The organism is Dysgonomonas reticulitermitis, assembly GCF_054601275.1.
Map to the genome: position 1 here is coordinate 151,777 of NZ_BAAHWU010000003.1, position 19,327 is coordinate 171,103.

General features: G+C 38.7%; 16 protein-coding genes and 1 tRNA gene. 8 read left to right on the forward strand and 9 right to left on the reverse strand.

Annotated elements, in window-relative coordinates; translation table 11 throughout:
- Nucleotides 1-123 precede the first annotated feature (123 nt).
- Nucleotides 124-786: a B3/B4 domain-containing protein gene (locus ACYPZI_RS02785; RefSeq protein ID WP_459598373.1), complete on the reverse strand. Its 663-nt coding sequence runs from the start codon at nucleotides 784-786 to the stop codon at nucleotides 124-126.
- Between the two features lie 257 nt (nucleotides 787-1,043).
- Here ACYPZI_RS02785 and ACYPZI_RS02790 point away from each other — a divergent pair, with 257 nt between their 5' ends.
- Nucleotides 1,044-3,374: an OmpA family protein gene (locus tag ACYPZI_RS02790; protein ID WP_459598375.1), complete on the forward strand. Its 2,331-nt coding sequence runs from the start codon at nucleotides 1,044-1,046 to the stop codon at nucleotides 3,372-3,374.
- 70 nt (nucleotides 3,375-3,444) lie between these two features.
- On the opposite strand, the gene ACYPZI_RS02795 is transcribed toward ACYPZI_RS02790, so the two are convergent.
- Nucleotides 3,445-3,834, reverse strand: a complete 390-nt coding sequence (locus ACYPZI_RS02795) for a hypothetical protein (RefSeq protein WP_459598377.1) — start codon at nucleotides 3,832-3,834, stop codon at nucleotides 3,445-3,447.
- 364 nt (nucleotides 3,835-4,198) lie between these two features.
- On the opposite strand from ACYPZI_RS02795, the gene ACYPZI_RS02800 reads away from it, so the two are divergent.
- Nucleotides 4,199-4,495 (forward strand): hypothetical protein, encoded by a 297-nt coding sequence (locus tag ACYPZI_RS02800; protein WP_459598379.1) that lies wholly within the window; start codon nucleotides 4,199-4,201, stop codon nucleotides 4,493-4,495.
- Nucleotides 4,496-4,635: 140 nt separating this feature from the next.
- Nucleotides 4,636-5,772, forward strand: coding sequence for an adenylyltransferase/cytidyltransferase family protein (locus ACYPZI_RS02805; RefSeq protein ID WP_459598381.1), 1,137 nt, complete (start codon nucleotides 4,636-4,638; stop codon nucleotides 5,770-5,772).
- Here the strand turns inward: ACYPZI_RS02805 and ACYPZI_RS02810 are convergent.
- Complete coding sequence (locus tag ACYPZI_RS02810; protein WP_459598383.1) at nucleotides 5,769-7,361, reverse strand: M23 family metallopeptidase; 1,593 nt, start codon at nucleotides 7,359-7,361, stop codon at nucleotides 5,769-5,771. The genes ACYPZI_RS02805 and ACYPZI_RS02810 overlap by 4 nt on opposite strands.
- A gap of 329 nt (nucleotides 7,362-7,690) precedes the next feature.
- Between ACYPZI_RS02810 and ACYPZI_RS02815 the strand changes: the two genes are divergently transcribed.
- From ACYPZI_RS02815 to ACYPZI_RS02830, 4 genes are all read left to right on the forward strand, one after another.
- Nucleotides 7,691-7,762: transfer RNA gene (locus ACYPZI_RS02815), tRNA-Glu, on the forward strand.
- 36 nt (nucleotides 7,763-7,798) lie between these two features.
- Nucleotides 7,799-8,050, forward strand: a complete 252-nt coding sequence (rpsT, locus tag ACYPZI_RS02820; RefSeq protein ID WP_459598385.1) for a 30S ribosomal protein S20 — start codon at nucleotides 7,799-7,801, stop codon at nucleotides 8,048-8,050.
- Nucleotides 8,051-8,219: 169 nt separating this feature from the next.
- Nucleotides 8,220-9,950: a S41 family peptidase gene (locus ACYPZI_RS02825; protein ID WP_459598387.1), complete on the forward strand. Its 1,731-nt coding sequence runs from the start codon at nucleotides 8,220-8,222 to the stop codon at nucleotides 9,948-9,950.
- Nucleotides 9,951-10,021: 71 nt separating this feature from the next.
- Entirely contained in the window at nucleotides 10,022-10,489 is a 468-nt protein-coding gene (locus ACYPZI_RS02830; RefSeq protein WP_459598389.1) for a MaoC family dehydratase, read from the forward strand.
- A gap of 501 nt (nucleotides 10,490-10,990) precedes the next feature.
- Here the strand turns inward: ACYPZI_RS02830 and ACYPZI_RS02835 are convergent.
- Both ACYPZI_RS02835 and ACYPZI_RS02840 read right to left on the reverse strand, forming a co-directional pair.
- Nucleotides 10,991-12,970: a DUF4954 family protein gene (locus tag ACYPZI_RS02835; protein WP_459598391.1), complete on the reverse strand. Its 1,980-nt coding sequence runs from the start codon at nucleotides 12,968-12,970 to the stop codon at nucleotides 10,991-10,993.
- Between the two features lie 199 nt (nucleotides 12,971-13,169).
- Nucleotides 13,170-13,334 carry a hypothetical protein gene (locus tag ACYPZI_RS02840; RefSeq protein WP_459598393.1) on the reverse strand — a complete coding sequence of 55 codons (165 nt, stop codon included), beginning with the start codon at nucleotides 13,332-13,334 and terminating at the stop codon, nucleotides 13,170-13,172.
- 74 nt (nucleotides 13,335-13,408) lie between these two features.
- Here ACYPZI_RS02840 and lipA point away from each other — a divergent pair, with 74 nt between their 5' ends.
- Nucleotides 13,409-14,254 carry a lipoyl synthase gene (lipA, locus tag ACYPZI_RS02845; protein WP_459598467.1) on the forward strand — a complete coding sequence of 282 codons (846 nt, stop codon included), beginning with the start codon at nucleotides 13,409-13,411 and terminating at the stop codon, nucleotides 14,252-14,254.
- 240 nt (nucleotides 14,255-14,494) lie between these two features.
- On the opposite strand, the gene ACYPZI_RS02850 is transcribed toward lipA, so the two are convergent.
- The 4 genes from ACYPZI_RS02850 to ACYPZI_RS02865 all read right to left on the reverse strand — a co-directional run bounded on the left by ACYPZI_RS02850 (nucleotide 14,495) and on the right by ACYPZI_RS02865 (nucleotide 19,323).
- Nucleotides 14,495-15,160: a DUF2461 domain-containing protein gene (locus ACYPZI_RS02850; protein ID WP_459598395.1), complete on the reverse strand. Its 666-nt coding sequence runs from the start codon at nucleotides 15,158-15,160 to the stop codon at nucleotides 14,495-14,497.
- 158 nt (nucleotides 15,161-15,318) lie between these two features.
- Nucleotides 15,319-15,579, reverse strand: coding sequence for a type B 50S ribosomal protein L31 (locus ACYPZI_RS02855; protein WP_459598397.1), 261 nt, complete (start codon nucleotides 15,577-15,579; stop codon nucleotides 15,319-15,321).
- 88 nt (nucleotides 15,580-15,667) lie between these two features.
- Nucleotides 15,668-16,846 carry an alginate lyase family protein gene (locus ACYPZI_RS02860; protein ID WP_459598399.1) on the reverse strand — a complete coding sequence of 393 codons (1,179 nt, stop codon included), beginning with the start codon at nucleotides 16,844-16,846 and terminating at the stop codon, nucleotides 15,668-15,670.
- 11 nt (nucleotides 16,847-16,857) lie between these two features.
- A complete protein-coding gene (locus ACYPZI_RS02865; protein ID WP_459598401.1) occupies nucleotides 16,858-19,323 on the reverse strand; it encodes a glycoside hydrolase family 2 protein in 2,466 nt (821 codons plus the stop codon).
- Nucleotides 19,324-19,327 lie beyond the last annotated feature (4 nt).

Consider the following 19,327-nt stretch of genomic DNA (forward strand, 5'->3'; position numbering starts at 1 on the left):
TAAAGATTTAAAGATTTAAAGATTCAATTATTTCTAGTACACTACTCACTACTTACTACTTACTACTCACTACTTACTACTCACTACTTACTACTTACTACTTACTACTCACTACTCACTACTTTAATAATAAAAGACTGTCCCACCATCCGAATTCGCATATTCACGTAGTAAAGATTGCATATAAACCACAGCGTCAGACAGACCGTCTTTTCCACTATAACCATTGATCAAAGCTAAAAAACAGGTGGTTCCTAAGTCTATCTTAGTACGTTCATGGTCACTGGTGGGGGTACCGATACCACCTTCGGCATCACGGTAAACAGGTAGTCCTTCTATATTTAACATGCCGCGTCCGATACCCTCATAAGGCTCATCCTGCACACCGACTCCTAAAACGAGTCTGTCACCCTTTATTTTTTCCGCGTCAAAACCTCCGATAGAATACCCCGTACGAATAGAAACTAAGTTTATGATGTCGACTAAAGTATCAATCTGATATAGAGGCAACTCTCTGACGATCCGACGACATAATGCTTCCGCAGAAGGGCGGTAGCGGTTAGGGTCCTTTCCTAACCGTTTATAGATTTGCCGGGTGGCAGATATTGCCGTGTTTTTCTTTACATCATCCATTTCATGTGTCGCTTTATATAATGCGATTTCGTTATCGATCTGCCGCCATAGCTCCTCGCTATGACCGGAATTAATCACTTGGGCAAAGATAGCCGCACCCGTAAAATCAGGACAATTTTTCTTTATATCTTCTGAGACTTGTATATATATCATTATTAAATTTTTATAATACATCAAAGTTAATAATTAATATTAACATTTAGTTTTCAAGCAATAAATAACATATAATACTTATTCTACGTTACAAATAGCAGATCTCATTAATACTTAGGTTAATAATTAAACCTAAAAATTAATGAGAGGTCTTTTTATTTACACTATTATCATTATATTTGCATTGATTTTGTCTAAAACAAATAAAATAACTTTACAAGATCAACAGTATTGGCAGAGATCGTAAATACAAACTTATGAAAAAAAAAATACCTAATCCGCTTTCCCGGATTATACTAGCATGTATACCAATAAGTATACTTGCCATAATGGTAATGTATTCCTGTAAATCATCCAACTCAGTTCGCGACATAAGAGCCTCCCGGGGAGAAGACGTTGGATCATCGTTTTCTTACTCGTCAAAATCGCCAAAAGAAGCAATGGTCAAACCTCTTTTTATGCAGTCGAAACGGGCAAATATAGAATTGCCATTCCAGGAAAAGTCCAAACTTGGAGCGGGCTCTGCGACTATATCGGAAGAAGTAACATATATAAACCCCGAAAAAATAACAGAAGAAACACAATCGAATAAAACGACCAGTCTTAGTGATGTACAACAATTATCGGAGGTAGTCATTACAGCAAAGTCCCGTTTTACACCTGAACGCAATGGTCGTGTTAACGTAGATTTTATATTGAGAGTTCCAAAAGAAATTCTCTCCGAAAACTGGAGGGTGACATTGTCACCAATACTGCTCCATAATGATTCAATTATTCCCTTAAAGGATGTTATTCTAAAAGGCCCGGCTTTTTACGCTAAGCAAAAACAGGACTATAAAGACTATGACGAATACCTGAAATCGATTATAGGCAAGGATCAGTATGACGAAGTATTTTTTGACAAGGCAGGTACAGATAAGGATATCCGAAATCGCCAAAACTTGTATTATGAAGAATACTATAAGGAGTGGAGTAAACAGATGGAATACGAGAAATGGAAAACCGAAAAAAGTAAGTTCGATGCAACTCAACTTGCAAAATTGAGTGGTTACCGTCAGAGATTCTATAACGAATACGTGCGTAAAGCCCGCGAACAAGTGATCAGGGATATGGCTAAGGGTAAAGATACTCTCGGCCTGTTTGATCACTATATGAAGAAGTTCAACAAAAATGCCCAATCCCTGGTATTAGACGACGAGGATTTCAAAATCAACTACATGAAATTGCCTGCTAAGTTTCGTGAAGCTTATGAAGCAGGCCGCACATTGGACGACATTATGAATAATGTTATGACCGAAGCTGATTCTATCGAAATCGCATCGAACAGATATATGTTTGAGGCTATAGCCGAAAACGAGATGAAATCGAGTCGCAAAGAGGAAGTTGAAAAAGAACTTATCCCTTTCCCATATGAAGAAGGCATGAGGCTGGATACCATAATAGAAACAAATAAAGCATTTGTCTATTTATACAAACAAGACCATCCTGTAACCGTCGGACTAAAAAAACTAAGGTTGACAATGGATGCGCATGTTGATGCAATGGATCGTAGCAGATATGTAATGCCTCCTGCCGATACGATTTCTTACTATATATCCTCGTTAGCCCAGCTTGCCGATACTTCGCTGATCTTCAAAAGAACCAAGCTGCACAGGGATGCATACAACCGTCTGGCGGCTTATCCTAAATTCGCACCGGATAAATTTGATTTCAATCTGAATTATGCCGACAATAAAGCTGAAATAAACAATGTCCTAAACACGTATAGAGCATTTACCAAAGATAACATGTTCGTGATGGATAGTATCGTTATAAGAGTAACTACAGCATTAGATGGTCCGTACGACAATAACTATACTTTGTCGGAAAAACGGGCTAAATCTATAAAAAACTATTTTGTAAAATCTCTCTCAGGTGAAATAAAGGATGCCGAAGATGTTATTAAAATACAGTTCGCGGGAGAGGACTGGAATACTTTAGCTCGCCAAATCCAACAAAGGAATGATATTATGAATAAGACCCAGATATTAGGAATGCTGGGAAGCGCGATACATCCGGATGAAACAGAGAAACAAATTAAAAAAGATTTCCCAGATGATTATAAAACCATCCGCGATTTCATTTACCCTTTGTTGAGCAGGGCTGACTTTGAATTTAACATGCATCGTCCGAATATGACAGAGGAAACAATGGTAGATGTACAGGAACGCCCTGACTATGAAAAAGGTCTACAACTATTACAGGACAGAGAGTATTGGAAAGCATTGGAAATATTATCAGATTACCCCGACTATAACACAGCTTTGTGCTTGATATGTATGGGGTACAATGCCAAGGCTAAAGAAGTATTGGACAATTTGCCTGAAACAGGAAACAACGAGTATCTGCGTACGATACTATCAATCCGTTCCGGAAAAGATCAAGAAGCTATAGATCATTTAATGCACGCATGTGAAATGGATCCGGGCAAAGTATACCGGGCGCCTCTGGACCCGGAAGTTTCAGGGTTAATCCGAAAATATAATTTAGAACAAAGGATAAACGGATTAGCAACAACTGTAGAGGATATTATTCCTGAGAATCAATAAGAAAAGCTATAAACCAAAAGAGCCTGACTATATGCAAACCTAGTCGGGCTCTTTCAGTTTACAGTCATAATTAATAAGGATTAAGGGTAGTTGTATCACTAATATTTACACCATGTACCAAATCTTTCGCTACAAAGCTATCCTGTGAATCCGGCAATTCTTCCCACGATTCATTCAAGTCAGCAATAACAGTTTTTGCAAAGTCATCTATTTTGAAAAATGGAAGAGGCATTATTTCATGACGGAAAAATTGCTCTTTTTCAATCACTTTAGTATCTGTATTTTTGATCCACACCAATACCGTTTTTATCATAAAAAGACTCTTTACAGTAAGATCTGTTATTATCACTTCATAGTTACCAATAGATTTATGCAATTGACTTCCATTCGGATTTATCGAATAGCCTGCTGCTTCTATCTTTTTCAGATATTTTTTTATATATGGAGAATACGGTTCCATATTCGTCGTATAAAAACAAATAATATCTATTCAAAATATGCTATATCGTATTATAAACAATTTCCATCTTATAAAGTTAACTGCTATACAAAAATACTTTTTAAAATGGAATAAAGAAATTACTACTTTATTTATTAATAAGTAATCTATGATAATTAATGCAACATTCTCTTTGTCATCCTGAGGCACGAAGGATCTTTTCCTTAAAAGCGGAACTGACAAGAGATGCTTCCTATCGTCAGCATGACAAAAACGAAAATTATGTTGTAATAAATACTTTCCATTACTTAATGCCAATCAGCAGTTACAGTTATTCCTGTAGTGTAAAAACGTTCGAATATTTTCTTCTGCGCGCAATCACAGATTGCTTATATTCTCAACATATGCTCATCACTGCCGCGCCCTACCGGGCTTGCCCTTACTTTTGGCATTGCCCAAAAGTAAGCAAAAAGCTAGCGCTTCGTCCCTCGGCGACCCACAACCGGTTTGCCGTCTGAAAGGGACGAACGGGCTATCGCCCCGTCCCTTTCTACGCCGCCTGCTCCGTGTGGGTTCCCCGCCTGCGGAACTAATGCGCGGGAGGCTGACGCACGACAAGCGGCTGCCTTGTCAAGCTTTAGCCGCGCCTACGCCAAACGGGAGGGACGCAAGCAATCTGTGATTGCGCGCAGTAGAAAATAATGAAAATAATTGAACGTTTCAACTACTGATTCACATAAATAATTGATGGTAAAACAAGATCAAATATTTACTCTTAAAGAATAAAAGGCTATATTTGTGGACTAAAATATTATAAAAAACATGAAAAGAGTATTTGTAAGCGGATGCTATGATATGTTACATAGTGGACATGTAGCATTTTTTGAGGAAGCCTCAACATACGGAGAGTTATATGTAGGAATAGGATCCGACAAAACAATCAACGAACTAAAAGCCCGAAAAACCATAAACAACGAACAAGAACGCTTGTATATGGTAAAAGCCTTAAAGTCTGTGAAAGATGCCTGGATAAACAGAGGTAGTGGCATTATAGATTTTCTTGAAGAAATTGAAACTTTAAAGCCGGATATATTCTTTGTAAACAGTGATGGTCACAGCGCCTTAAAAGAACAGCTATGTAAAACGTTAAATATACAATATATGGTAAGCCAACGCATACCTCACGCCAATCTGCCTATACGTTCGACTACCGCGCTGCGTGAGGAATGCCGGATACCATACCGCATCGATCTTGCCGGAGGATGGCTCGACCAACCCAATGTTAGTTCTTTATACCCAGGCCCGGTTCTCACAATATCAATAGAGCCCGATTATGAGTTTAATGACCGTAGCGGTATGTCTACCAGTTCGCGAAAAAAAGCAATAGAGCTGTGGCAGACAGACATTCCGGTAGGAGATAAAGAAAAATTGGCAAGAACTCTTTTCTGCTATGAAAATCCTCCGGGAACAAAATATGTGAGTGGTTCGCAGGATGCGTTAGGCATTGTACTTCCGGGACTGAACAAACTGCATTACAACGGAGAATTCTGGCCATCTGAAATAGAACGAATACTTGACAATGATACTTTAGTTTGGTTAGAAAAACATTTGTGGCTTGTACCATTATACCCTCGTCATAATGACTATGATGTTCTTTGTGAAACAAATATTATAGCAGAGCACGCGAAAAAACTTAGCGATGCTGCCATAAATACATGGAATGCTATCAAAGACAAAGACTTACAAATGTTTGGAAAATCAGTACAGGAAAGCTTTGAAGCACAGATAACCATGTATCCTCATATGGTGACAGCCGACATACTCAATACTTTAGAGAAATACAAGGGTCAAGCTATGGGTTGGAAACTCAGCGGCGCAGGCGGCGGCGGATATCTTATATTTGTCAGCGAAACTCCTATTGAAAATGCTATTCAAATAAGAATACGAAAGCCTGATTAATAGTTGAACATATACTCATAATTACCGGTATTTCCGGCTCCATCCACAGCCGTAAATACCAGTTTATGATTTTGTCCTTTTTTCAGTCTCTTTGCATCAAATTTGTATATATAAACAGAAGATTTTACATCATTCGTGAATAATACGAAGTTGCCATCTATGGTGCCTCTATACGAATGAATACCACTTTTATTATCTGACAGTTTAATCTTTATTTCCGCATTTTTCACCCATCTGACAGGCTGTACAGGAGTTATTACCGGCGCTTGAGTATCTGTACTTACAGCATAACTATAGCCCAGATCACGAATACGGGCTTTCAACACTCCATTCTCATATGTTCCTCCGATCCATGATTCCCTGGCGCCATCAATTCGAACCACACCATAGTGAGACTTATTGCTTACGGTATCGTTCTCCAGCGGAATAGACATTTCAGAATAATTATGTAAAGGGATATGCACATCGTTTACACGATATATATCCGAGAAATATTTCCCGGACGGTTTATTTTTCAGAATAAAACAAAGATCATCATATAGGTATCCTCTCAGTATAGATAAGGAAAATCGTCCGGCGGAGAAGTTATTGTCCTGATTCCATTTCATCTGTTGCATACACCTTTTCTTTTGGGGAATAGTCTGCTCCCTACCTTTCACATAAAAATCGTAGACAGTCTGATTTCCATATAAATCTTCTAATTCGCAACGAAGATTATATAAGCGTTCTTCCTTTATATCTACATATCCATTATTGACAGTCTTATAAATCTGCAATTTATTACCCGGTTCAACAAACATTTTTTGATAAAAATCCTTTTTCTTCACCCAATATTCATAATCGATAAAACTATTTATCATTCTCGTTGTGCTAAAATCGACACTCGAAATATCGGAAGAATAGATTTCTACACCATCACAAAATAAACGGACTTTTTTCACCCCGTATATATTACCGGTACCATTCATACGATCGTTGGCATACACGCCAAAGCCTATTACACCCCATACCTCCACGGTATCTTTAACAGGTGCATATGTTCCGCCCTTCTCTATAGATATACTTCTTCTTGCGGGATCACGACTAAAATCGGCCGCGCCTTTTTCGTTTACAGGATACACGGCAAAACCTTTTATATGAGGTGGCTGCGTATCCCCTATCACATCTTTATAATAAACTAAAGGATCAACAGCCATTTGGCTTTCTGTATCTCTTATTTCAAAGTGGACATGAGGTCCACCCGAAGACCCGGAATTTCCACTATATGCGATCAGATCGCCTTTTTTTACAGGGAATAGATCTTTCTCTACTTTCAAATCAACGCTGAAACTTTCCTGTTCATATTGTTTCGCTTTTACATACTCCGCTACCTTCGACGCGTATTTATTCAAATGCCCATATACACTTGTCTGTCCGGTAGCATGTGTTACATATATAGCTAATCCATAGCCTGATGGAGAAACAGATATGCGGGATATATAACCGTCAGCTATGGAATAAACCGGTTTATTTATTACTCCCGCTGTTTTCAGGTCAATACCGGAATGAAAATGATTTGGACGCAGTTCCCCAAAATTAGCGCTTAACATAACCGGTATATCAAGAGGCGACCTATATTGATCTTGCGCAATTATGTGACTAAATAAACATGCGTAAAATAGGAGTATAACAATTTTTCTCATCCGGTTCGTGTTATTAGTAAATACAAAAATAATGGTTTCTTTCCATTATAACAAAAGGCAGAAACAAACGGCAAAAAATAACAGATAAAACATCCCTGAAAATCAACTATATTTAAAACCTGAATAAAGAATTCTTAAAAAAACCACTATAAATATTTGCAGATAATCAAAAATGGATTACCTTTGCATCCGCAATCGAGGGATAAAAGCTGCAAAAACAGAACAATCCACAAGATGGCCCATTCGTCTATCGGTTAGGACGCAAGATTTTCATTCTTGAAAGAGGGGTTCGACTCCCCTATGGGCTACGAAAATAATAAATAACAAAAAAAGGATTAGTCATCATGGCAAATCACAAATCAGCAGAAAAAAGAATCAGACAAGCCGAAGTAAGACGCTTGAGAAACAGATACGTAGCTAAAACTACCCGTAATGCCGTAAAAAAATTCCGCGCATTAACGGATAAGGAAGAAGCTCAAAAACAATATCCGTCAGTATGTTCTATGCTGGACAGATTGGCGAAGAAGAACGTCATCCATAAAAACAAAGCAGGCAATTTAAAATCAAAATTAGCTGCTCACGTACATTCTTTGTAAAAGAAACACTAATAAATCATTATAAAACAGATAAAGGCTAGGCTTTAAAAAAGTTTAGCCTTTGTTTATTTCGTTATTTTTAGTAAAAATACAAGATATATAATAATACGGATTTCTCATATTAACAAAAAAGTATTTCCTTTGCGTAATATATAAAGAATATCATAGAATGAATAACAAAATAGCTGCAATTATTCTGACGTTTCTACTCACCGGAATAGGACAAATCCAATCTCAAAGCAATCCCGATAAAAACAAACAGCAACAACGCTACTTCGATATAAACAAAAACCTGGATATATTCAATTCGGCTCTACGCGAAATAGACATGTTTTATGTGGACAGTATCGATGTAAGTAAGACCGTACGTACAGGATTGGATAATATGCTCAATACTCTTGATCCTTATACAGAGTACTTCAACGAAGAAGAAATGAAGGAATTCAACACCCAAATTACCGGTGAGTATGCAGGAGTAGGCGCTGTGATTTCGTACAAAGACGATAGAGTTACAGTTATAGAACCATACGAAAACAGCCCCGCCGCGAAAGCCGGATTGAAAGCCGGGGACAAGATATTATCCATAGATGGAAAAGATATGACCAAATGCGACAAAGTAGATGGAGAAGCATATGGCCTTACACTAAACAGCTATGTTAGCAGTAACCTGAAAGGACAACCCGGAACAACGATCGAAGTTACCGTAGAACGTCAGGGTGAAAAGAAACCTGTAACTCTGAAAATTACCAGAGAAAAAATATCCATCGATATTATACCTTACTATGGAATGGTAAGTCCTAATACCGGATATATCAACTTTTCCACTTTTACAGACAAAATATCTTCAGATATAAAAAGCGCTTTTCTTGACTTAAAAAAACAAGGAGCAACATCGATAATCATCGATGTGAGACAAAACGGAGGAGGTATTCTGGAAGAGGCGGTGCAAATAGTGAACCTGTTCGTGCCAAAAGGAAAGATAGTAGTATCTACAAAAGGAAAACTTAAGCAGCTGGATAGAACATACCGTACTACCTTAGAACCAAATGATACTGAAATACCGTTAGTTATATTGACAAGCCGATCTTCAGCCTCAGCTTCGGAAATACTGGCAGGATCGCTGCAAGATATGGACAGAGCAGTGCTGATAGGAGAACGTACATTTGGCAAGGGACTTGTACAAACACCTCGTGAAATGCCTTATGGAGGAGGTTTGAAAGTCACCACCTCTAAATACTACATACCTAGTGGCAGATGCGTACAAGCAATCGACTATTCGCATCGCAATGCCGATGGAAGCGTAGGCCGTATTCCGGACAGCCTTACTACAGTATTTTATACCGAAGCGGGGAGACCTGTAAGAGATGGTGGAGGTGTTACTCCTGATATAACTTTAGATGAACTGAAAACTCCTACAATTACATTTTACCTGGCTAACCAGTATATCGTCTTCGATTGGGTAAACAATTGGGTGCAAAAACACAAGACAATCGGCAGTCCTGAAAATTTCTCCATTACAGATCAGGATTATGAAAATTTCAAAGAATTTGTCAAATCGAAAGACTTTCAATATGACCGTATAAGCGAAAAATCAATAGCTTCCCTGAAGGAGGTTATGGAATTTGAAGGTTATATGAAGTACTCCGAAGCTGAATTTAAAGCCTTGGAAGCAAAGCTCGTTCCAAATCTGGACAGAGACATGGAAACCTTTAAAGAACCTATCACACGGCTGATCAACACTGAGATAATCAGAAGATACTATTATCAGAAAGGTGTTGCTAAATATGATCTGCAATACGATAGAGAAGTTAGTAAAGCGATAGAAGTATTGAGCGATCCACAGTTGTATAAAGTTACTCTTTCGACGCCGGATAAGACAAAAGAGACTGTTGAAAATTAAAATGGTAGTATCAGATTTGGTTATATCAGCCAATATGGGTATTTTTATCCTGAAATTGTAACGAACTTTTTATGAGCAAAGTAATTATTAATTCCTATCAGGATTTTGAACAATATGTAGGCAAAGAGATCGGCGTTTCCGATTATCTAAAAATCACGCAAGAACGCATCAATAAATTTGCCGAAGCAACCTTGGATTATCAATGGATACATGTTGATGAAAAAAGGGCAAAAGAAGAAAGTCCGTTTAAGAGCACCATTGCACATGGTTATCTGATGGTCTCTATTCTCCCCTACTTATGGGATCAGATAATCGAGGTAAATAATATTAAAATGCTCATAAACTACGGTATTGAAAAATTAAAATTTAATCAACCCGTGATTGCTGGTAACGAAGTACGCCTAAATGTAAAACTGGCATCCTTAGTTAATCTTCGAGGTATAGCAAAAGCAGAATTAAAAGTTGTGTTGGAAATTAAAGACTCTTCCAAAAGCGCGTTGGAGGAGACTGTTATATTTTTATATCACTTTAATAACTAACCTGCATAAAATAATAGCTGCTCCATATGAAGAAACAGCATAGTACATGACAAAAATATTGCAAAATCTTATATTGCCCTTACAGGGCGCGGTTTCAGGGGATTTCGTTTTCCCACCCAAGGCGTTGCCATTGGGCTATATTATGTAGCCCCTTCAGGGCATCAAGGAAATAAACAGGCTGAAAGCCTGATATATTCCAGCCCGGGGTAACACCCCGGTGAGATGACAACCGAAGGAACTGCGCCCTGCAAGGGCAACATAATAAGCCTTTTAAATATGTAAAATATTTTTTGTCATGTACTATGAAGAAACAGTTACTATTTTATAAAAGCAAGAATTGTTACGCATATTTAACTAATATACTTAAACTATTTGACATTTAATACGGTTATATTTGTATGTAGTTTTGTAAAGTTTGTGTTAAAGTATAAAAGAGTCTGCGATGTGACACCGCGGACTCTTTTTTTATGATTCAAACTTTCTCCGGAAAAGTTAATATGCTTATTGGCTCAATCTGTTTATAAGCTCTTCTCCAAGCTTGGTCTTAGCTTCAATATGCTGTAATATAGCTTTTACAAATGCATTTTCTTCAAATACGCCGCGGACTTGATCAAAATCTACTTTCTGCTGATAACGGTCACCATCTACACCAAATCCGGTACGAGAAGAGAGGGAGAACTCCTTCTTGGCATCTTCATATATCATCTTATCTAAATCTACAACTGCTTCATTCCAGCTTTTAACAATAGAAATAATATCTTCAGCAACAATCGATTGTAACGAAACTCCAAAATATTGCTGTATTTTATCCCAGGCCCAAGTCCATTCCAATGAATAATAACTTTTGTGAAGCTGAACAAAGACATTATTGATTGTCTCAACATCAGATATATCACCGGATTCGATATGATTTATCAGAGAGTCGATTTCCGACCGTGGCGCTAACAATCCTCCAATGTCGCTCCACTCGTTTAATCCGACAGATGTATCAGGATTTAAACAATTTCTGATTTCTTCATTGCTACTACAAGGACAATTGGACAAACGTGAAATAATAGAGTTCCCCAGAAATTTGATAATAGCCATCTTGTATAGGCCTATCCCCTTTTTAAGGGATGTACCTTTGATCCGGCAACTCTGATATGTATAGAAAGCTGAAGTCTCGCCACAGGTATTTTGCAGGCCGGATAATATATCTATAGCCTTAAACATTTTTTGAACGGTATAAGGGCTTAATAAATTAAAGTTGATCTGATCGAACTTCTCAGGGTCCTTACGTTTATCACGTTTAGGGAATTTTTGAGCATCACGGATTGTGCCGACACTACGGAGATTTACACCGGGTACCAGTATCGATTCATTCTTATCTTCTATCAGATAAGAGAATGGCATATCCGAAGTATCCGGATTATGATAATGGCGCCCCATGATTAATGAAAATGCCCCGATACGCGCAGGCCACAAAACATAAGAATTACTGGTCGTTTTCCCTCCTCTTTCAACTATCCCCTGATGTATAGGCCCCAACTTGTACATATGATTACTCTGGTTCGATCCGGAACCGGCATTCATAAAGGAAAACATACCGGCAATAAGCAGCGTTGACTTATGATGTGTAACAGTATAAGGCCCTGCGAACAAAGCACAAGCTTCGCCGTTTTCACCCTGGCAATTGCTAAAAAACAAGGAATCGCTGGCCGAGTAAGTATGTCCCAATTGGCAAGATTGACCTACAAAACAACGGGTAAGCATTGTTCCATCCTCGACACGGGACCCTGAACTGATTATAAAATCGTATGCCATCACGCTATAACCTATATGAACAGGTGCATATCGATTACTATTAATACTTCCATTCTCAAGATGCCGGGCTCCTTCTATTTCAGCACAATGCCCTATATTGACATTCTTTATCGCCCCTGCATTCACAATAGCAACATCATCACCTATTGTTCCCATCGAGGAGGCCTGCTTCTCAGCATAACTGCGCACCATATCCTGCATTTTCTTAATTAAAGCAGGGCGATGACGATAGAACGACAAAATATAAGCAAAATGAGCGCTAAGCTTATCATAAATCAAGACTTCGCGCCCACCTGTTTCGTTCAATACCGAGACCTCCACACCATTGCCAAAAGCAGATTCACCCTCTACATAAAGGTGATGTATATTCTGTATTCTGACATTATTGCCAATACGGTAATTCGCTATATAGTTCTGAACATTTTCGATTAATACATTATCGCCAATTTCACAATTATGGAAACAAGCATGATTTATTCCGGAATGTTTTTTCAATCCTCCGGGAAGAGTAAAGGATTCTTCAAGAACTCCGAGTTTTATTTTTCCCGAGAAAGTTACAGCTTTTATATATTCGGGAGAAAAGTCACGGTGTACAGTTATATTATCCCAATTTTCGGCAATACAGCCATGATGGGTAAGTTTCTCTATTTCAAGAGAAGTTAAGTTTCTATAAGTCATACAATTTTTTAAAATAGGGGTCTAGGGTTCAAATTACAACAAAAATAATAAAGATCTTTTTCTATACAAATTTGTACAGTAAATAAAAGATAACCTTTTTTCCATAGTACATGACAAAAAATATTTTATATACATTTAAAAGACTTATTATGTTGCCCTTACAGGGCACGGTTCCCTAGTCTGTCATCTCACCGGGGTGTTACCCCGGGCTGGAATATATCAGGCTTTCAGCCTTTTTCTTTCCACGATGCCCTGAAGGGGCTACATAATATAGCCCAATGACAACGCCTTGGGTGGGAAAACGAAATCCCCTGAAACCGAGCCCTGTAAGGGAAATATAAGATTTTGCAATATTTTTTGTCATGTACTATGCCTTTTTTCACCCATTATAGAACATTTATTAACCTTTGATGGTTTATATTTGTATTTTAAACATATATAATGGAGCATGTAAGAAAGCCTGATTGGCTGAAAATAAAACTCGGAGGGAATGATAACTTCTCTCAAACTGAAAACATCGTAAAATCTCACAACCTACATACTATCTGTTCAAGCGGACGTTGTCCGAATATGGGCGAATGCTGGGGACGCGGAACAGCAACATTCATGATCGGAGGAGACATTTGCACACGTTCATGCAAATTCTGCAACACGAAGACGGGAAGGCCCTTGTCTCTCGATCCCGGGGAGCCTCAGAATGTAGCAGAATCGATAAAATTGATGAAACTAAAACATGCGGTTGTAACCTCTGTCGATAGGGATGATCTGCCCGACCAAGGAGCTTCGCACTGGGTGGAGACGATACGAAGAATAAAATCGGTAAACCCCGGCACCACCTTAGAGGTGCTTATACCGGACTTTCAGGGAAAAATGGAATTGGTAGATATGGTCTGTCAAGCGGCGCCAAATGTCATTTCACATAATATGGAGACAGTCAAAAGGCTTACCCCGCTAGTTCGCAGCGCCGCCAAATATGATGTAAGCCTGTCGGTATTGAATCGTATCGCCGCAAATGGTTTAAAGTCAAAATCGGGAATAATGGTCGGTCTAGGAGAAACAACAGAAGAAATATTGCAAGTAATGGATGATCTTTTAGCCGCAAACTGTTCTGTACTCACCATAGGACAGTATTTACAGCCAAGCCGTAAACACCTGCCTGTTTCGGCTTACATACATCCGGATGAATTTAAACGATTCAAAGAAATTGCTTTAGAAAAAGGATTTGCATATGTAGAAAGCGGCCCTTTGGTCAGATCTTCTTATCATGCGGAAAATTGCTTATAAAAATAAAAGGCTCATTCCATTCACGAGTGGCCGGAAGATTTCAATATATCATATATTATTGTTTATCAATTCAATAGTTTATAATCAGGTCGGTAAATATATTTTATGACACGGAGTACCACTGAGCAGACACAGAGAAACACTGAGTTTTTTTAGTCTCGGTGAACCTCAGTGTCTGCTCAGTGGTACTCAGTGTAACTGTTTTTTTTGATAAAATAAGTTGTAATTAACCGATAACTATTAGTCCTCTAACAAAATGTCATTTAAGAATTGGCTTAAAGGATACATTTGTTTATACATCTCAACCACATAGTTAGCTAAGTCCTTATCCAATAATTGTTTCCGGGATAGAGATTTTAGGACATAAAAGTGCTTGAGTTTCATATATTCAGCAGCCGGATGATCTTTGTCGAATCCGTTAGGAACACGTTTCAGCATATCATCATCCTTATACAAATCGCCAAATTCCTTTTTAAAATTCTTATCATTAATGATAGAGCTGAACATCTCAAAATCGCTATAAATACCTCTTCTAACCTTTTTTAATTGGTCAGGCATCAGCATATAATGTCCGCAGGATACAAAAGCCTCATCCGGATCGAGATGAAAATAATAACCCGAAGTTTTATTCAATCCACTAGGGCGAAACACTGCCCCGAAATGTGTTTTATAGGGAGATTTATCTTCCGAAAATCTTACATCCCTGTATATCCGGAAAATACACTTCTTGGGTTCCAGGTATCCTAACTCAGGATCGAAAGTATTTATTCCCTGTATTATCTGCGCCACCAGTTGTTCAAAATCAGCGCGGGCTTTTTCGTATACGGCTTTATTTTCCGCGAACCATTCTCTATTGTTATTCAGTTTTAGTTCTGTAATAAATTTAAGTGTTTCTTCTTTCAGCATGATAATTTCCTTGATTAATAACCAGATAAATAACCTGATAAATTTAACGGATATTTTTTGAATATACTGTTACAATCCTGATAATTATAAAAAAAGAGCCAACCATATTATTGGTCGACTCTTTTATTTCGTAGTCACGTAATTTCTACACTCAATTATTATTTTTTCGGTTGAGTACGTTTTGCATAACGGCTCATGAACTTATCAACACGTCCCGCTGTATCCACAAGTTTTTGTTTACCTGTGTAGAAAGGATGTGAAGAACTGGTAATTTCAAGTTTTACCAGTGGATAAGTAACGCCGTCTATTTCGATAGTTTCTCTGGCGTTGATAGTTGAACGTGAGATAAACACCTCATCATTAGACATATCTTTGAAAGCAACCGGACGATAGTTTTCTGGATGAATACCTTTCTTCATTATAATAGTTTTTAATTATTTTTTCTTTTTCAGCCGACAAAGATAACCCTTTTATCTTATTAAAGCAAAAAATATCCCGAATTTTTCCTTAATTTCTTAACCATATCAAAGGATTCCTTATTGGCAAATTTCGCTCCACTTCACCTATCTCCGGATTATGATCCAACCGTTTCCACAGATCGAAATATGATTTGTTATTATATGCAACAGCCCCGAAAATAAGAGCAGGTTGTGCTACAGGCCAATCATTCCAGTACATCACATCCTGCGGATAAGTCCAGGTCGATTTATCTTTGATGAACGGATACATAAACTCAATACCCTTCTTTATATTCTGCCCCTTATCTGCCGTATACTCCCACAAATTATCTTTTTCGATAGACAGTATCCGGCATATGGTTGCCATTGCATCCAGATTAAACAGTGCATATCCGTAAGGTTTTGTCCGTTCCAACTCGAGGGGAAAGCTTCCATTCTCGGCCATCTGGGTTGGCAATAAGACTTCTTTATAGCGTTTGCGGCAAAGTTCCAACACATTTTCATTTCCCGTAAGTTTTGCAAACGAAGCTACCTGCATCACCCAGCATGTTCCGTGATTATTCCTGGCATTCATTTCATCTATTCCATTCTTATGGGTAGTCAGCCACTCTATATAGTCCGAGAACCATTGCTTTATGGCTTTCAGGCTTTCGGGATCTGCATATCTGGAGTTTTGCATGCAAATAACACCCTGAGCAACTTCCATCAAATGAACTGTGTCTATTATACCGACACCCCTGCCTAAGCTTACCCCCTTAATAGCCTGTGCATAAAGAAGATTAGGAGCCATCATAGTGTTGGTATCTACAAACCATGCATTCAAGTGCTTAAAAGCGGCTTGTACGTATTTGTCATCACCTGTTGTAACATACGCCGAGGCCAACGATCCTATTATCTTACTAAAACGAATCATCACCTGCCGGTGCGCTATAAAATTTTCAGGATTTGTTTCTCCATCTTTTCTTATATAGGGTCCATCAGGATTTGACGGATCAGGCCACCAATAATCTCCTTCGGAATAAAAATCATGTACACCACCTGCGCTGCGCTCGCATCTGAAATCTGTGATTGTCTGAGGAGTTTGTTCCAATGCCCACGCAGCATTCTGCTTTATTACTTCATGCAGAACAATATCCGCACTTTTATTCCAGTCAATATGTGTATTACACGAGACATGCAATACACATAGACTGAGAAAAACTATATAATAACCTAAAAACACTTTCATTCCAATATTCCCTATTCGATAGTAACAAAAACGGTTTTCAATCCATCTACTTTTACCGCTACAACCGATTTGCCCTTATTCTTTTCCAACTTTATTTTAGCTTTTCCATTGTAAGCCTGCACTTTGTCCGAACCCGTAGATGTACCTTGATTCTTTATCAGTCGTCCATCACCGGCAGACTCGAACCGAATAAAATCCGATGACTCCAAAGAGACTATACCATTGGCATCCCGGAGTTCAACTTCTACCCATACAGTATTATCATCAGCCTTTGATGTCGTTACTTTTATTTCGGCAGGTTTACCAAATGATCTTGTTTCGTACTCAAAAGTTATTTCGTCTTCTACTACGGCTTTAGCTTTACCTGTACCTTTTGTTCCGATTGCTTTCACAGTATTTTTCCCACTTTGCAACAAGGTATTCCAGCGCAGTCCTGCCGCGGGAAAATCCTGCGAATTACGTTTCTTTTTACCTAAGCTTTTTCCATTCAGGAAAAACTCGACTTCATCACAGTTGGAATAAACTTTTACAATCTTTTCTTCATCGGCTTTACCCCAACGTGTAGGCCAGGTATGTCCGTATATATGTATCATCGGCCTGTCTGTCCAATATGACTGGAATACATAATAAACCTCTTTCAATGCCAGATCACGGCCGACCACTCCCTTTTGATTCACAAACGGCACAGGGTTGGTAGGACGCAACGGTGTAGAAAAGTCTTTGAAAGGCCAATAAGCTGTTCCTGTAAGCCAGGGCATAGTTTCCTGTTCTTTCAGGTGCCAGTCTATAATATCTGTTATATATGATTCGCTCCAATCTTGTTTTGCTTTCGATGCTTTAGCAATTCCGGCATAAGCCGCATCCTTATCAGTACTATTTTCTATTGCAGAATAATCGTATTCGGCATGGCGCATGGCATGGCTGTCTCCGCCCCACTCTACATGAAGAAAATGGTTTACTTTTTCCATTTCCATCCGGGTAAATTCTTTGTACTGAGTATAAAAGCCCCTGTACCATCCTGCCCATATAGAAGGAGAATATACATCCACAATATCTTTACAAAAGTCGCAACGACGTATACAGGTCAGGCGTGTATTATCCAATTGATGAGAAAGATTATGCAACTCGCTCATGAATCCACGAATCTTTTCTTTATCAAACTCAGGAAAATCGTTCGGCCAGTCATTTTCGTTCCCCAATCCCCAAAGAATTACCGAAGGGTGATTGCGATGCTGTTCAATCATATTGGTCAGCATCCTGCGAGCTTGCTCCTTATATACATCGCCCCCAAGTCCGCCACGGCACCATGGTATTTCTTCCCAGACTAATATTCCGAGTTTGTCACATTGCTCAAGAACAATACGAGACTGCTGATAATGACCTAAACGAATGAAGTTTACGCCCATATCTTTCATCAGCTGCATTTCGTGTATAATCTGATCTTCGGTCATAGCCGCGCCCACACCTGCTTGATCTTCGTGACGATGTGTGCCCTTGAGTAGAAGACGCTCTCCATTCAGGTAAAACGGTCCCTTATCTTTGAACTCAAAATATCTGAAACCAAAAACATCTTTACAAGTCATCGTTCCCGACGAAGAAGATAAAGTCAGCTCACAAGAGTAAAGATTCGGGGACTGAGGCGACCACAACAAAGGCTTGGCTATATCAACAGATAAAAGTTCCTGTCCGGTAAAGCCTGATATCGTTTTATTCTCTTCTTTTACCAATTTGCCTTCTGGATCGAATACCTTAATATTTAAAGACGCAGAGTTGTCTGTAGATTTATTAGAAAAACGTCCGCTTATCTTAAGATTTCCAAGCTTTCCTTTTTCGTCTACAGAAGCATTTGTATGAATACCGGTAAAAGATACTGCCGGAGTATAAATCAGATTCAGATAACGATAGATTCCTCCATAGATAGAAAAGTCAGACATATCCGAAGGTATGAGTTCAGTATCCCGTGTATTATCGCACCGGACAGACAATGGTATTTTACCGTTGAACCGTTTTGCATCCCCACTCTTCAAAAAATCGTTAATCGCATCCGTTATATCCACCGTCCACTCATCATATCCACCGACATGGCTACCTACTTTTTGAGTGAATATATAAACATCCGTTTTCTGTCCGGCGCCTTCAAACTCAAGGATAGTACGTCCGTTCGGATAGGGATTATTTACGTCCAGCATGGTGCGATACCAACCCGGCCCTTCGTAATAATTGACGTCCGGATCGACGCCATCTTCCGCGTTAAAGCAATGAGGCAGAGATACTTTCGACCACAAAGGAACAGCCTCGGGAGCATCACTGTTTGCCACAGGCCTTACCGATTCCCATATGCTGCCTAAGTCCTCACGGAGGAACTCCCATCCGTCATTCAACCTTACCTTTTGAGAATAGTCTATCTGTGAAAAAACAGACAAACTAATACCGGAAAAGATACAGATTGAAATTATCTTATAGAATAATTTATTCATTGTC

What these genes read in the sequence shown, in the direction of transcription:
- ACYPZI_RS02785 (WP_459598373.1), bottom strand. Translation starts at nt 786, where the DNA reads ATGATATATATACAAGTCTCAGAAGATATAAAGAAAAATTGTCCTGAT.
- ACYPZI_RS02790 (WP_459598375.1), top strand. Translation starts at nt 1,044, where the DNA reads ATGAAAAAAAAAATACCTAATCCGCTTTCCCGGATTATACTAGCATGT.
- ACYPZI_RS02795 (WP_459598377.1), bottom strand. Translation starts at nt 3,834, where the DNA reads ATGGAACCGTATTCTCCATATATAAAAAAATATCTGAAAAAGATAGAA.
- ACYPZI_RS02805 (WP_459598381.1), top strand. Translation starts at nt 4,636, where the DNA reads ATGAAAAGAGTATTTGTAAGCGGATGCTATGATATGTTACATAGTGGA.
- ACYPZI_RS02810 (WP_459598383.1), bottom strand. Translation starts at nt 7,361, where the DNA reads ATGTTAAGCGCTAATTTTGGGGAACTGCGTCCAAATCATTTTCATTCC.
- rpsT (WP_459598385.1), top strand. Translation starts at nt 7,799, where the DNA reads ATGGCAAATCACAAATCAGCAGAAAAAAGAATCAGACAAGCCGAAGTA.
- ACYPZI_RS02825 (WP_459598387.1), top strand. Translation starts at nt 8,220, where the DNA reads ATGAATAACAAAATAGCTGCAATTATTCTGACGTTTCTACTCACCGGA.
- ACYPZI_RS02830 (WP_459598389.1), top strand. Translation starts at nt 10,022, where the DNA reads ATGAGCAAAGTAATTATTAATTCCTATCAGGATTTTGAACAATATGTA.
- ACYPZI_RS02835 (WP_459598391.1), bottom strand. Translation starts at nt 12,970, where the DNA reads ATGACTTATAGAAACTTAACTTCTCTTGAAATAGAGAAACTTACCCAT.
- ACYPZI_RS02840 (WP_459598393.1), bottom strand. Translation starts at nt 13,334, where the DNA reads ATGACAAAAAATATTGCAAAATCTTATATTTCCCTTACAGGGCTCGGT.
- ACYPZI_RS02850 (WP_459598395.1), bottom strand. Translation starts at nt 15,160, where the DNA reads ATGCTGAAAGAAGAAACACTTAAATTTATTACAGAACTAAAACTGAAT.
- ACYPZI_RS02855 (WP_459598397.1), bottom strand. Translation starts at nt 15,579, where the DNA reads ATGAAGAAAGGTATTCATCCAGAAAACTATCGTCCGGTTGCTTTCAAA.
- ACYPZI_RS02860 (WP_459598399.1), bottom strand. Translation starts at nt 16,846, where the DNA reads ATGAAAGTGTTTTTAGGTTATTATATAGTTTTTCTCAGTCTATGTGTA.
- ACYPZI_RS02865 (WP_459598401.1), bottom strand. Translation starts at nt 19,323, where the DNA reads ATGAATAAATTATTCTATAAGATAATTTCAATCTGTATCTTTTCCGGT.